Below are 13,797 nucleotides of genomic sequence, written 5' to 3' on the forward strand. Positions count from 1 at the left end.
TGCCTGCATGGAAATGCAGGCTTTTTTTATTTAGCTGTGCTAATGAAGGAAAGGACGGCATCATTAAAAGCATTAGGTTGCTCCACATTTACAACATGTCCACATTTTTCGATTACAAAGAGTTCGGAAGATTTATAATGATTCTCTACAACTTTCCGGACCGATGGCAAAAACATATAATCTTCTTCGCCCATCACATAAAGCGTAGGAATATTCAATTCGACCTGACGGAACCATTTTAGTACTGGATTTATTTCGGCAGTGAGTTTAAACCATTTTATAAATTCTTTTTGGTATAATTTTTTGGCCTCGTTGATAAAAAGCAAGCGAGATTGTTTGTGACTTTTTTTGGGCATAATCACAAAAGCAAAAAACTTATACAAAACGAGATAAGGCAAAACGTATTTAAACATATTCCCCAATCGCATCAATACCTGGGAACGGAAATTCATCTTTAGGATCGCACCGCCCAAAATCATGCTTTGTACCCTTTCCGGGTACATTTCTGCCAACTGTCTGATGAGTATGGTGCCCAAAGAAATGCCAACAAAATGTGATTTTTTGATTTTAACAAAGTCTAAAACCTCCAGAATATCATTGGCCAAAGCAGAAAAAGTATATTTCTGTTTGAAAGCCGTTTTTAAAGTAGGTTTTGATTCTCCGTGACCTCGCAAATCCAGCAACAATACATTATATTGTTTTTTGAAATCGCGAATTTGTTTGAACCAGATAGAAGAGCTTCCGCCGGCACCATGAACAAAAGTTACCCACTGATCGGTGTTTTTATTTTCGTAAATGGTATAATTAATCACGTGTTTTTTTTGTAAAAATATAACTTTAATTTTAAATCTCAATCTTAACAAAAAATAATGCCAATTTAAAGATTGTATGCCGTAAATTTGCAAAAAAATTACACCGATGAAAGGATTATTGATAGAAAAAAGTGAAATAGAAAAGCTTAAAAAAGAATACCAAATACTCTCAGAACAAAATTTCAACGTCGAAAATACTATCCTAAAATCAATTGTGACAACAGAAGAATTGATTTTGGAGGAACGCGAATTATAATTTTTGATGCATTTTTTTAAAATAATCAAACGCTTTTAGCAATCGGCTTCCATACCAAGAAAACATTTCTCCATCTACAAATACGGTTTTTGCGTGGTGCGTGAAACGACCTATCTCGAAAGCATCTTCTTCCTTGAAAGGATAAGGCTCTGAGGAGAGGAAAACCAGATCAGGATCACCATGTAAGCGCATTTTTTTGAGTTCGATTTCGGGATAACGTCCCGAAGTCTCGGAATTGTCTGCGTAAATATTCTGAAAGTGGTTTAGTTTCAGCAATTCATTGATAAAATTATCCGAACCTGCGACCATAAAAGGGTTTTTCCAAATGAAATACGCTACTTTTTGTTCCGGTTTATCTTTGATGAAGTTTTTAAAATCGCTCAAGGCAAAAGCCAATTTGTCGTTCCATTTCTGCGCTTCGGTTCTGCAATTAAAGAGTTGACCAAAATCAGTAATCATTTGAAAATTATCTTCAATAGTAATGATATTCGTCACCCACACCGGACAAATTTTTCGCAATTCTTCCACAATTTCAGTGGTATTTTCCTCTTTATTACAGATGATAATATCCGGTTGCAGCAATCTGATTTTCTCATAATGTACTTTCTTGGTTCCGCCAACAATTTTCTTCGTTGGTATAAAATGATACGGATGTACACAGAATTTTGTAATTCCTATAATTCGATCTTCTAAACCTAAATCATAAAGCAATTCCGTTTGTGAAGGAACCAGTGAAATAATGCGTTTTGGCGACGTTTCAAAAGAATGTTTTATTCCGATTTGATCTATTAGAGTTTTCATAGTATTATTTCAAAAAGATTGAGAAGAACACACAAAGATTCGCTGAGTTTTTTTGATACAGCTTTACAAATTTTCACAAATAAATCTGCGTGAATTTGTGAAATCTGTGTCTAATTAAATTCGTACTAATACGTGTTTATTTTTATTGAACTGTGTTTAATATTGCTGCCATTTCTTGTTGCATCTTCAAGACTTCTATTCTTGCTTTTTCGGCAAAATCAGTTCCGTTTGAGGCATAAATAATTGCGCGGGAGGAATTAATTAGCAATCCAATATTCTGGTTCATTCCGTATTTGCAAACTTCGGATAAACTTCCTCCTTGCGCACCCACTCCCGGAACTAGCAAGAAACTGTTAGGAACAATTTTGCGAATTTCAGTGAAATATTCCGCTTTGGTAGCACCGACAACGTACATCAGGTTTTCGCTGTTTTTCCAGGTTTTAGAGGTTTCTAATACTTGTTTGTACAATTCTTTTCCACCTGAACCTGAAGGGTCGGAAACGTTTAAAGTCTGGAAATCAAAAGCACCTTCATTTGAAGTCAAAGCCAACATAATCGTATGTTTATTTTCGAAGTCTAAAAAGGGTTCTACCGAATCTTTCCCCATGTATGGAGCAACCGTAACGCTGTCGAAATTCAAATCTTCGAAAAAAGCTTTGGCATACATTGATGACGTATTCCCAATATCACCTCGTTTTGCATCTGCAATCGTGAAAATATCCGGATAGGTCGAGTTGATATACTCAATTGTTTTTTGCAACGACATCCATCCTTTAATTCCGTAAGCTTCATAAAAAGCGGTATTGGGTTTGTAGGATACCGTCAAGTCGTGCGTGGCATCAATTATTGCTCTATTAAATTCGAAAATCGGGTCTTCTAGATCTAATAAATGCTTTGGAATTTTGTTTAAATCAACATCTAAACCTATGCATAGGAACGATTTTTTTTGTTGAATTTGTTGAGTAAGTTGTTGTGTTGTCATTTTTATGTAGTTGTGCGGCAAAATTACAAACATAGAATCAAAATCAGTTACAATCCTGTAATAAAATTCAAATTTATATATTGAAATCAAATTAAATGATTACGGTATTCAAAAAATTGCAATGACAGAAAACAGAGATTAATTTAGACACAAAAAGAGCGTTATTAACAGAAATTCATAAAAGTAAAAACCACGTTTAAAATTTAGATGTAACGTGCTAAATAAGTTATAATAACAGCGGAAATTCCGCAGAAATTCAAGCAAAAAAGACAAATAAAGCGTATACCTACTGTTAAAAAAATTGTAAAATTAACGGTTGTTAAACTTTTAAAAAAATTATTGAAGAACCAAATCATAATTTTTTTTTATTTTTAAAAACCTAATAATGAAAACCTAACCCTTAAGCAATTAATTAAAATTTAGGCAAAAGTCGTTATTCTCTAAATTTTTAATTCGAAAAAAAGGTTTTAAGAATGACTCAAAAATGAATTTAAAAGCAAGCTTTTTATATCTTTACTATTAAACAAAAGTCTTTATGAAAGTATATTTAAAATTTGATTATGCTCAACTGACAAAAAAAATTGTTCAGGAAAAATTATCCGAATTGGGGTATAAATTTAATATTATCGGGTTTGGTGAGTTTAATTTTTTAGAAAAAATACCGTCTGTGAAATTGGATGAAATCACAGCTGTTTTCAAAGAATATGGCATAGAAATCGTTGAAAATCAAAAAAGAGTGTTGGTTCAAAAAATAAAAGACGCTATTGTTGAAATGGTCCATAGTGACAAACCATTGAACATAAAGAGCTCCGTGTATATTGCGGACAAGTTAAATCTCAGTTACGCGTATTTGTCCAATGTTTTTTCAGAAGTCACGTACACTTCCATTGAAAATTTTATTATTATTCAAAAAATAGAATTATCCAAACAATTAATGATCAGCACGCCGCTTAATTTAACTGAAATTTCCCTTCAGTTGAATTATTCGAGCGTAGCACATTTGAGCACACAATTCAAGCATACGACCGGAATGACGCCTTCCGCTTTTCAACGAATTATTTCGAAAAGAAGGGAATTATCTAACAAAAACAACAGCTAAAACACATTAATATGAATACTGATTTTATAAATATTTGTCTTGCGGACGATGACGAAGATGACAGACTGTTTTTTACAGATGCCTTTGATGAATTAAAAATAAATACAAAAGTGAGTACTTTTAATGATGGTGTCGCACTGATGAATTATCTGAATAATGAGAATTCTGTTTTGCCCAGCGTATTATTTTTAGATTTAAATATGCCAAAAAAGAATGGCGTGGAATGTTTATTGGAAATCAAAAAAAATGAAAAACTAAGTGATATTGCCATTGCGATTTATTCGACCTCATCATCGGAAGAACATATTGAAGAAACCTTTATAAATGGCGCCAATATTTACATTAAAAAACCAAATGATTTTGAGGATTTAAAAAAAATACTTGCAGAAGTTGTGACCATAAATTGGCAATACCACACATCTGGCTTAAACAAAGATAATTTTTTAATGCGAATGTAAAATGAGATATACTCAACTTCAGAAGTCACCTGTTTTTCTAAAAATTATTTTTGTTATTTCGGTCGCGATTATATTTTTTATTGGAGGCATTACTTTTAAGCACATTACGGTTCTAAAAAAATCGTCCGCTTGGGTGAGCAACAGTCATGAGGTGAATGCTGAACTTGAACGTTTGATTTCCTATATAAAAGATGCCGAAACCGGACAAAGAGGTTACATTCTGAGTAGTGATAAAAGCTTTCTGGAACCGTATTATAAATCAAAGATTTTAGTAAGAAAATCGTTTAAAAGAGTTTCCAAACTAACGGCAAATAGCAGAACACAACAAAGCAATTTAAAAAAGCTGTTGTTTTTCATTAACAAAAGACAAAATTATCTTTCTAAGTCGCTCTATCTAAAGGAACAGGGGATTTACGATCAAGAAATTCTTAAAAACAACTTAATTATCGGTAAACAAACAATGGATTCTATTCGCATCAAAATAGAAGACATGATGATTACCCAACACAGACTTTTAAAAAACAGACAACAGGAGTATGAATCGACTATGAATTACACTCCGCTGCTCATTTATTTAACGCTGATTGTAACCTTGGTTTTAATTACGATTGCTTTTATAAAAATGAACAGGGATTTAGTATTGCTGAAAAACACAATCAATACTTTGTCTGTTGCTAATGAAGCCAATAATCTTGCAGAAATAGTTGGTGGTTGTGGAAGTTGGCAGTTAAATTTTGAAACGAATACCTATACTTTCTCTGATAATGAATATCGGTTATTGGGGTGCGAGCCGCAATCTTTTGAAGCGAGTTTAGAGCTGTTTTTAAACTTTATTCATCCTGAGGATTTAGAATTTGTAATCGAAAAGACCAAAAGCATTCATACTCATAATGATCTCGCTCCTTTTACGTACAGAATTATTAAAAAAGATGACAAAATAAGATATTTCAGAACGGTAGGACGAATTGTCACAATTGCTTCCGGCGACAAAACTTTTATAGGCACCACAAGCGATGTTACGGACGAAGTGCAGGCTCAAAACCTCATTGAAGAGCGGAACAGGGAATTAGAAAACAATAACAAAGAATTAACTGCTTTTAATTACATTGCGAGTCATGATTTGCAAGAACCATTGCGAAAAATTGAAACTTTCCTTTCGCGATTAGTGATTAAAGATTACAGCAATTTATCAAAATCCGGACAGCAATACGTGTCCAGCATTCAATCCTCTGCCAACAGAATGCGGGTTCTTATTCATGATTTATTGCAATTTTCGAGAACTAATAAAGGTGAAAAAGTTTTTAAAGAAGTTGATTTGAATGTTTTACTTGAAAATGCAAAGCAGGAATTAGCTCAAATTATGGAAGATAAAAAAGCAATTGTAGAAAGTAATGAATTACCAACCTTGAACGTAATTCCATTTCAAATTCAGCAGTTGTTTATCAATTTAATAAGCAATTCTTTGAAATACAGCAAAGCCAAAACTGCTCCAATCATCAAAATTAATGCTTCGATAATCACTCACAACGAAGAAGACCTGCTGCCGAATAGCAACTCTAAATATTACAAAATTAGTATTGAAGACAACGGAATTGGTTTTGAGCAGGAATATGCCAAAAAGATTTTCATCCTCTTTAATAGACTTCATAACAAAAACGATTATGAGGGAACCGGAATTGGTCTCGCTATTTGCAAAAAAATAGTAGAAAACCACAAAGGATTTATTGTTGCGAAAGGAATTCCTGATCAAGGCGCAACGTTTATCATTTATCTGCCGGCGTAATTTAGAAGACAATCTTTACTGAATTTTACAATTAATGTTAGGCTCTTTTTGGAGCCACTCGCTTTTACAGTAAGGACTGCTTTTGCAAAAAAATAGCATTGGTTAACCTATTGGTTACAATTACTTAAAATTAAAAGTTCCAAAAAAAATTTAAAAACAAACTCTTAGATACATAGAAAATTAAGATTCAAACAGCCCAAATTCTTGAGTCATAAATCTGTGCTTTACTGTAATAAAGTGAAACTTCTTAAGTGAAATAAATAAAAACTATGTTCTATGCGTTTAATGATATAGAAACTTGAAAGTACACCCAACGGATTATTGTTTACGTTAAAGATCCCTACTTCATTAAACGCAATACACTTTGCATGCGTTATTCAAATTCACTTTATTTTCAAGGTTGCTATAAAAAAGTAGACAAACCGTAACTTTTTTTGACGGTCATTTTTTTATCCAAAGTTTTACAAGCCCATATTTAAATTCTGTAATAAAATTCGAAATTGATGTAACGCCCAATCAGGGCAGGCATTGCATCTTTGTAAAACTAAATTAACAATGCAAAAAATATTCATAATGAAAAATTTAAAGAAGGTATTAGCGGTTGTTTTATTAACTGTAGGAATAACAAATTTATTTCAAGCACAAAAAAGCAGTGCTTCAGTAGGTTTAAAAGGTGGTCTGAACATGTCTAACTTATACACTAAAGATGTTGATGATGAAAATGTTCTTATGGGCTTCAACATAGGATTGTTTGCGGAATTGCCAATAACTTCCCGCCTGGCTTTGCAACCAGAGGTAAGTTTTACGACTAAAGGAGCCGAACTGCAATACGACAATGCTTTTGCGCAAGGAACAGGGAAATTCAGGCTGAACTACCTTGAAGTTCCTTTGTTATTAAAAGCAAATCTAACAGAGAATTTCAACGTTCACTTCGGTCCGTATGCTGCTTTTCTGGTAGATTCCAAAATTACAAACGAATCTTCAGATGGTTCCTACAACTTTGAAGACAATATCGATGAAGATGATTTAAATAAGTTTGATTATGGTTTAGCCGCTGGAATTGGATTTGATTTTGACAGTTTCGGAATAGGCGCCAGATACAATTACGGTTTAAACACGGTGGGAAAAGAAAGAACAGTTCTTGGACAAACCTCGACTTTTCCAGATTCTAAAAACAGCGTATTGAGCGTGTACGCAGAGATAAAATTTTAATAAAATAAGTACATCAAGTCAAATTTACTACACACAGCCGCGGTAATCCTTGTAATTCTTTGAACGTTGGAATTTTTCGTTCACAGCGTGGGAAGCATCATTCCTATTTTTTGGTAATAGCAATAATAACCATTACACTGCGAGTGATGAGTGGATAGAAATTCAAATTCAAAAAAAAATAAAATCATGAAAAATAACAATTTAGCAGCAGGAATACTTGGCGGTTTAGCAATAGGAACGGTTTTAGGAATACTATTTGCCCCGGCAAAAGGGTGCGAAACCAGAAAAAAAATTGCTGATAAAAGCAGTGATTTAGCAGATTCGTTTAAAGATTCTTCCGGAAAATGGACTGAAAAAATAGCCCAAACTATCAGTCATCTCAAAAAGGATTTCGAACAATTGTTTGGAAATGCTTCAGACATTTTAAAAGCAGAAATAGCAAATACGGATAATTTAAGAAGTATTAATAAGCCCACAATTTAAGTTCAAAGTCGTTTCAAACTAAGTTTTTACAAAACTGAAAAATTACTTATTTTATTTCAAAAATTGATTAAAACACAGTATTATGAAAAACACATTCAATATCAAAACGGTGATTACCACGTTAGCTATAATTTTAGGAATAGCAACCACTAGCGCGCAAGAAGCAAAAAACTACAATCAGGGATTTCGTCTTGGATTGGGAATCAACGGTGGACTTCCACTGGATAACCCGTACGATTTCAATTTGGGTGCCGATGCCAGAATTCAATATGATTTATCCAAAAAATATTCCGTAACATTTACCACAGGATTCAGCAATATGTTTGCATCCGGCGATACTAATGATTTGGGTTACATTCCTGCAAAAGCCGGTTTCAAAGCATTTGTACTCAAAGACCAATTGTATCTGATGGGAGAAGTAGGTGCGGCTTTTGCAGTGACAAACGGATACAACGACACCTCTTTGTTGTTAAGCCCAGCCATTGGATATGCTACGGATAAAATCGACATCAGTTTGCGATACGAGCATTTCAATGACTTTCCGGTGATTAAAAACAACGTTATCAAAGAGGGTTTAGGACAAATTTCACTGCGATTGGCATACGGTTTCAAATTATAACATAAACCCAAAATGAAAAATTCAATACCACTATTAGGACTTTTTTTACTGGTGATTTTCTTTACTTCGTGTAAAACTGAAACCGAAAAAAAGGCTGAAATAGTTACCGATAATTACGTTCGTTTTGTTGATTCTGTTACGCACAAAACTACTGCTGATGCGACAGCGAATTGGTCCACTATTGAAAAATATTTCGAAAAACAATCCGATGAACTTAATTGTACAATTGACAATTTAGATGATACTTCGGCTTTTGACGCCAAAATTGATTCGGCGACCGCTAAATACGAAGCTTTCAGAAATTCGATTCTGCAGCAAAAAGAAGTATTTAAAGCAGTACATCTTTCAGCAAAATAAATTTGGTTACTTACAGGTATAAAAAAACCAGCGGAAAATTAATTTTCGCTGGTTTTTTGTATCTAAAAGTATCTTGATTGCTTAGTAAACTTCGCTGGCTTCTTTCAATTTTTCCATGTTGTTGACTAACGCTAACTCGTCAACAATTTTCTGAATATCACCATTCATGATATTTCCTAAATCGTATAATGTCAATCCCACACGGTGATCCGTTACACGACCTTGCGCGTAATTATACGTACGGATTTTTGCCGAACGGTCTCCAGAACTTACTTGTGACGTACGCGTTGTAGCATCTTCGGCTTGTTTTTTGGCTAATTCCTGCTCGTACAAACGAGAACGCAAAACGCCAAATGCCTTGTCTTTATTTTTATGTTGTGATTTTTGATCCTGACATTGCGCAACTAATCCGGTTGGAATGTGCGTCAAACGTACCGCTGATTTGGTTGTATTTACGGATTGTCCACCTGGTCCTGACGAACAGAAAAAATCCACACGAACATCATTCATATCAATCTGTACATCAAATTCCTCTGCTTCCGGCAATACCATAACAGTCGCTGCCGAGGTGTGAACACGTCCTTGAGTTTCCGTTTGCGGTACGCGTTGCACACGGTGAACACCCGCTTCAAACTTCAAGGTTCCGTAAACGTCCTCACCGGTAACTTCAAAAATCACCTCTTTAAAACCACCCGAAGTTCCTTCATTCATATCCACCACAGATGTTCTCCAACCTCTGTTCTCACAATATTTGGTATACATACGGAACAAATCCCCGGCAAAAATACTCGCTTCATCCCCACCCGTTCCGGCACGAATCTCCACCATGACATTTTTGGCATCTTCGGGATCTTTAGGAATCAGCATAAATTTGATTTCTTCCTCCAGTTCCGGCAATCTATCCTTCGCTTCTTCCAGTTGCATTTTGGCCATTTCGGTCATATCAGCATCACTGTTATCGGCAATTATTTCGTTTGCTTCTTCGATATTTGCCATCAAAATAACATATTCATCTCGCTTTTCAGCCAAAGCTTTTAAACTTTTGTACTCTTGATTCAATTGCACATAACGCTTCTGATCCGAGATTACATCCGGCTGAATAATCAAATCCGAAATCTCATCGAAACGTTGTTTTACTATTTGAAGTCTATCTAACATTTTCTTATTCCTTTATTTAGAGTGCAAAATTACGAAAAAAGTATTCAGTTTGCAAGGTTCGTTTTTGGCGTATTCCCTATCAATTGAAAACTTTCCGGACACTAAGCCATCATTAACACAAACAGTACTATGGTAGAAGCTTTAAACGGTAAACTTTTAACCAGTTAAATTCTTTTTAGGAGCTATTTCCTGCTGTCATTCCAATCTTTTTTGATAAAACTTGCTTTGCGTTTTATCAATAAAGGATTTTCCCTTCCATCAGGGCTAGGGCGATTGTTTTAAATAAACAGCGTTTACGGCTTTCCGTAAAATTGCTGAGGGAAAAGGAGTTAGTTTTGAGAATGAAAGACAATTCAAGGTGTTTTTATCTGTATTTTCGGTGTTAAGTTATATATTTGAAAATAAATATACCCTGACCACTGTCAAACCTATATCTCTAAATTTGGGGTGATAGGTCTTATTTTATCAGACGTATATACAAGTTGTGCACTATTATAACCGAACTAAATGATGAATCTTACTTTTATAGAAAAAAATAAATTTGAAAAACTATTCGGAATGAAATCTGGATATGTTTTGGACTTTTCAGACAGAACTTTTCAGGAGTTTGTTGGAGATTCAGCAGGGATAGATATTTATGAAGAAAAGTATATTTATGGCAGTGGTTCAAAAGCAAATAGACTTCGCGGGTTTTGGAATGTAGAATCAAATTATAATATTGGAAAACTATTAGAAAAGCTTTTGGAATATTGGTTGGAACAAGCTCAATCAGGCGAAATTAGCTATGACATAACAGATCAGAATAATTATAAAGACTGCTTAGTAATAGTCGCAAAACTAAAAACTGATAATCCTGTAGAAAATATAGATGCAATTCAAGCAAATTCTGACGATAGAACTTTCAAAATTTTAGCGGAATCAATTCGTGAAAGTATAAATAAAAATGAACCTGAAAAAGGATTGGACAGACTTCATACTTTTACGATAAAATACGTTAGACAATTGTGTGAAAATCATCAGATAGCATTTGATAAAGAAACGCCTCTTCATAGCTTATTTGGTGGCTATGTCAAAAAAATTGTAAACGAAGGCTTAATAGAATCTGTAATGACAGAAAGAATTTTGAAGTCGTCTATTTCGGTATTAGAAGCATTTAATGGAGTTAGAAATAATCAAAGTTTTGCACACGATAATGTAATATTGAATTACAACGAAAGTATATTAATTTTCAACAATGTTACTAATGTTATTAGATTTTTAGAAACTATTGAAAAGCCAAAAACTGAACAAAAAGAAGAAATAATTGAGGAATGGAATGACCTTCCGTTCTAAAAAAATAACTGTGCACAACAGCCATTTTGAGCTAGCTGGAATTTAGTGGAATTAACGTTCCGCATCAAGTTTTCGTTAAGCCCAATATTGAGGGGTTACGAACTTCCAGCCATCTCAAAGTGGCGACACGTTATGTGCCCCCCCCCCGCTGGCGCTAGCGTCGCGCTCGTGAACGTGATCAGAATCATTTATTCCTTAATTTTTCGTTATAGACACGAGAGAATATTATGTTCACGAGAGGGGCCAATTTTAATTTAGAGCATAATCCTAGGCGTTTGCAATGCGGTTACTTTAACCCTGCTACCCGAAGTGTTCTTTTAAAACACGGGATTTCTGTGCAAAGTCCCCCACTGGCGCTCGTTTGCAACGAGTGTCAATTTTAATTTAGAGCACAGTCGTAGCGTTAGCAACGAGAAAACTATATGTTTTAAATCTTTTAAAATCCGTAACTTAGTGTCTACTAAACTTTACGATTATGAAAGTTTTATTTTTTATTATCGTACTCTTAACGGTACAGTCATGTACAACAAAAAAGTATATTCAGAAACGACAGCTTCCTGAAGGAATAAAATCGGCTACCGAAGAAATATATGTAGTAGAAAATAATCAAAAAAAGCTTTTGCACAAAAAGCAAATGGTCTTTACTAGAAATGGCCGCATCAAATACTCTAAAACTGTCGATTCATTAGGCAATCTATTGCAAAAAACCAAAAAGAAATTATGGTTTGAAGTGGAATTGTATCCAGATAAAGAACCTTATTACTGTAAAACACGATGGAAACCGAATCACCGTGAACGTATCAGCTGTTACACTAAAAAACAATATAAAGAAAACGAAGCCATTTATCATTATAATAAAGATGGAACTATTGATAAAATAGTGGACAACTTTACAAGTTTCAACACCCGGTATTTTTTTTATACGAACAAAGAACTTTCTAAAATTGTTACCAAGGACAAAAAGGATACATCTATTGACGAAGTTTTAATATCCTGTGAAACCAAAGATGAAAAAGGTGCTTGTTTAAAAGAGATTAGAATTTCGAATAAAACAAACAATAAAGAAGAAATACTCTTCTCCCCGAATTATGATTAACCCAATCGCTCGGATATCAACTAACGTTAACGCAGAATTGCATTCTGTGCCCACAACGAAAAGCAAATAAAATAATAGTCTAACTTTACGGCATTGCTTCGTTCCACGCAATCCCTTAATTCAATCGCCCACAAATAAAACCAACTAAAATGAAAAAGATCCTTATTATATTTTCGATATTTACATTCTTTGTTTCTTGTAAAGAAACAACTAGCAAAAAAGCGGCCGAAGTTAAAAATCAACAAGTTGACAGCACAGCAAATCAAGTGATAGAAGTTGCTGCGTTCAAGGGGCAACAAGTTACCGGAGTCACACTTACTAATGCTGGGCGTATTTTTGTAAACTTTCCGAGATGGAGAAAAGGAGTTGATGATTCCGTCGTGGAAATAACAAATACTACCGTTCAAGAAAGCTATCCGGATGAAAATTGGAATTCTTGGGAGATTGGACAGCCAGTTGTGGCCAATAAATTTGTTGGAGTGCAATCAGTAGTTGCCTTTGAAAACCAATTGTATGTTTTAGACACCAGAAGTCAATTATTCGAAAATGTGCTGGATGCGCCTCGTCTTTTTGTTTTTAATCTAAGAACTGATAAATTAGTTAAAACCTATATTCTAGATAAAAACAGCTACCACCCTGATTCTTACATCAACGATCTTAGGATAGATAAAAAAACTCAAAAAATCTATCTTACTGACTCAGGAAACTCTGGTATTGTCATCATAGACATTAAATCCGGTCGTTCCAGAAGAGTTTTAGACAACCATAAATCAACAACTGCCGAACAAAGCTTTTTGACATTTGGAGACAAAAAATGGGAAAATACCATTCATTCTGATGGAATAGCCTTAGACACTGAAAACGACCGACTTTATTTTCATGCCCTTACAGGATACAGCCTCTATTCAATTGCAACAAATATGCTTGACTCTGAAGATGAAAAAAGCATAGAAGAAAGCGTTCGATTTGAGGCAAAAACTGCCGCACCGGACGGCATGCTATTTGACCACAATGGTAATTTATATTTTGCCGATTTAGAAAATAATAAAATCCAGTATCGAAAACCAGATGGCAGTATTCACACTTTGGTAGAAGGTGATAAAATAAAATGGGCAGATACATTTAGTATTTATAACAACTACTTATATTTTACTAACTCAAGAATAAATGAGGTTACAGCTGATATTTCAAATTTGACTTTTACTTTAAACAAAATCAAATTAGCCAAATAGTAAAAAAAGTTTCTTAACAAATATAGCATTTGTAGCGGATACAAAGTTTACTGATTTGAAACAATCGTTTATAGTTTCAATCTATGATATAAAATGGGTTTGATTTTTCGGATCCAT

The 13,797-nt window shown here is 34.1% G+C and carries 15 protein-coding genes; 11 read left to right on the plus strand and 4 right to left on the minus strand.

The annotated features are described in order from the left end of the window. Nucleotides 1–26: 26 nt before the first annotated feature. Nucleotides 27–812 (minus strand): alpha/beta fold hydrolase, encoded by a 786-nt coding sequence (locus BMZ76_RS05915; protein ID WP_091204108.1) that lies wholly within the window; start codon nt 810–812, stop codon nt 27–29. 106 nt (nt 813–918) lie between these two features. Here BMZ76_RS05915 and BMZ76_RS15875 point away from each other — a divergent pair, with 106 nt between their 5' ends. Continuing rightward, nucleotides 919–1,068 (plus strand): hypothetical protein, encoded by a 150-nt coding sequence (locus tag BMZ76_RS15875; protein WP_167547426.1) that lies wholly within the window; start codon nt 919–921, stop codon nt 1,066–1,068. Here the strand turns inward: BMZ76_RS15875 and BMZ76_RS05920 are convergent. After that, nucleotides 1,063–1,869 (minus strand): ABC transporter substrate-binding protein, encoded by an 807-nt coding sequence (locus BMZ76_RS05920; RefSeq protein WP_091203834.1) that lies wholly within the window; start codon nt 1,867–1,869, stop codon nt 1,063–1,065. The genes BMZ76_RS15875 and BMZ76_RS05920 overlap by 6 nt on opposite strands. A 142-nt stretch (nt 1,870–2,011) precedes the next feature. Beyond that, the gene (gene pyrF, locus BMZ76_RS05925) at nt 2,012–2,851 is read right to left on the minus strand and encodes an orotidine-5'-phosphate decarboxylase (RefSeq protein WP_091204111.1); all 840 of its coding nucleotides are present in this window, start codon (nt 2,849–2,851) and stop codon (nt 2,012–2,014) included. Nucleotides 2,852–3,386: 535 nt separating this feature from the next. On the opposite strand from pyrF, the gene BMZ76_RS05930 reads away from it, so the two are divergent. From BMZ76_RS05930 to BMZ76_RS05960, 7 genes are all read left to right on the plus strand, one after another. Further along, the gene (locus BMZ76_RS05930) at nt 3,387–3,950 is read left to right on the plus strand and encodes a helix-turn-helix domain-containing protein (protein WP_091203837.1); all 564 of its coding nucleotides are present in this window, start codon (nt 3,387–3,389) and stop codon (nt 3,948–3,950) included. An 11-nt stretch (nt 3,951–3,961) separates the two neighbouring features. Continuing rightward, nucleotides 3,962–4,408: a response regulator gene (locus BMZ76_RS05935; RefSeq protein ID WP_091203840.1), complete on the plus strand. Its 447-nt coding sequence runs from the start codon at nt 3,962–3,964 to the stop codon at nt 4,406–4,408. Nucleotide 4,409: 1 nt separating this feature from the next. Continuing rightward, complete coding sequence (locus tag BMZ76_RS05940) at nt 4,410–6,191, plus strand: sensor histidine kinase (RefSeq protein WP_091203843.1); 1,782 nt, start codon at nt 4,410–4,412, stop codon at nt 6,189–6,191. A gap of 573 nt (nt 6,192–6,764) precedes the next feature. Further along, a complete protein-coding gene (locus BMZ76_RS05945) occupies nt 6,765–7,403 on the plus strand; it encodes a porin family protein (protein WP_091203846.1) in 639 nt (212 codons plus the stop codon). A gap of 186 nt (nt 7,404–7,589) precedes the next feature. Then, nucleotides 7,590–7,886: a YtxH domain-containing protein gene (locus BMZ76_RS05950; RefSeq protein ID WP_091204113.1), complete on the plus strand. Its 297-nt coding sequence runs from the start codon at nt 7,590–7,592 to the stop codon at nt 7,884–7,886. 82 nt (nt 7,887–7,968) lie between these two features. Continuing rightward, nucleotides 7,969–8,505 (plus strand): hypothetical protein, encoded by a 537-nt coding sequence (locus BMZ76_RS05955; protein ID WP_244281760.1) that lies wholly within the window; start codon nt 7,969–7,971, stop codon nt 8,503–8,505. A 12-nt stretch (nt 8,506–8,517) separates the two neighbouring features. After that, a complete protein-coding gene (locus tag BMZ76_RS05960) occupies nt 8,518–8,862 on the plus strand; it encodes a hypothetical protein (RefSeq protein ID WP_091203848.1) in 345 nt (114 codons plus the stop codon). A gap of 81 nt (nt 8,863–8,943) precedes the next feature. Here BMZ76_RS05960 and prfA read toward each other — a convergent pair whose 3' ends face one another. Further along, nucleotides 8,944–10,020, minus strand: coding sequence for a peptide chain release factor 1 (gene prfA / locus BMZ76_RS05965; RefSeq protein WP_091203850.1), 1,077 nt, complete (start codon nt 10,018–10,020; stop codon nt 8,944–8,946). 507 nt (nt 10,021–10,527) lie between these two features. On the opposite strand from prfA, the gene BMZ76_RS05970 reads away from it, so the two are divergent. The 3 genes from BMZ76_RS05970 (at nt 10,528) to BMZ76_RS05980 (ending at nt 13,680) form a co-directional block, all read left to right on the plus strand. After that, nucleotides 10,528–11,352, plus strand: coding sequence for an abortive infection family protein (locus BMZ76_RS05970; protein WP_091203852.1), 825 nt, complete (start codon nt 10,528–10,530; stop codon nt 11,350–11,352). 475 nt (nt 11,353–11,827) lie between these two features. Beyond that, entirely contained in the window at nt 11,828–12,448 is a 621-nt protein-coding gene (locus BMZ76_RS05975) for a hypothetical protein (protein WP_091203855.1), read from the plus strand. Between the two features lie 149 nt (nt 12,449–12,597). Then, nucleotides 12,598–13,680, plus strand: coding sequence for an L-dopachrome tautomerase-related protein (locus BMZ76_RS05980; RefSeq protein WP_091203858.1), 1,083 nt, complete (start codon nt 12,598–12,600; stop codon nt 13,678–13,680). Nucleotides 13,681–13,797 lie beyond the last annotated feature (117 nt).

Source organism: Flavobacterium xueshanense (assembly GCF_900112975.1).
GTDB lineage: Bacteria > Bacteroidota > Bacteroidia > Flavobacteriales > Flavobacteriaceae > Flavobacterium > Flavobacterium xueshanense.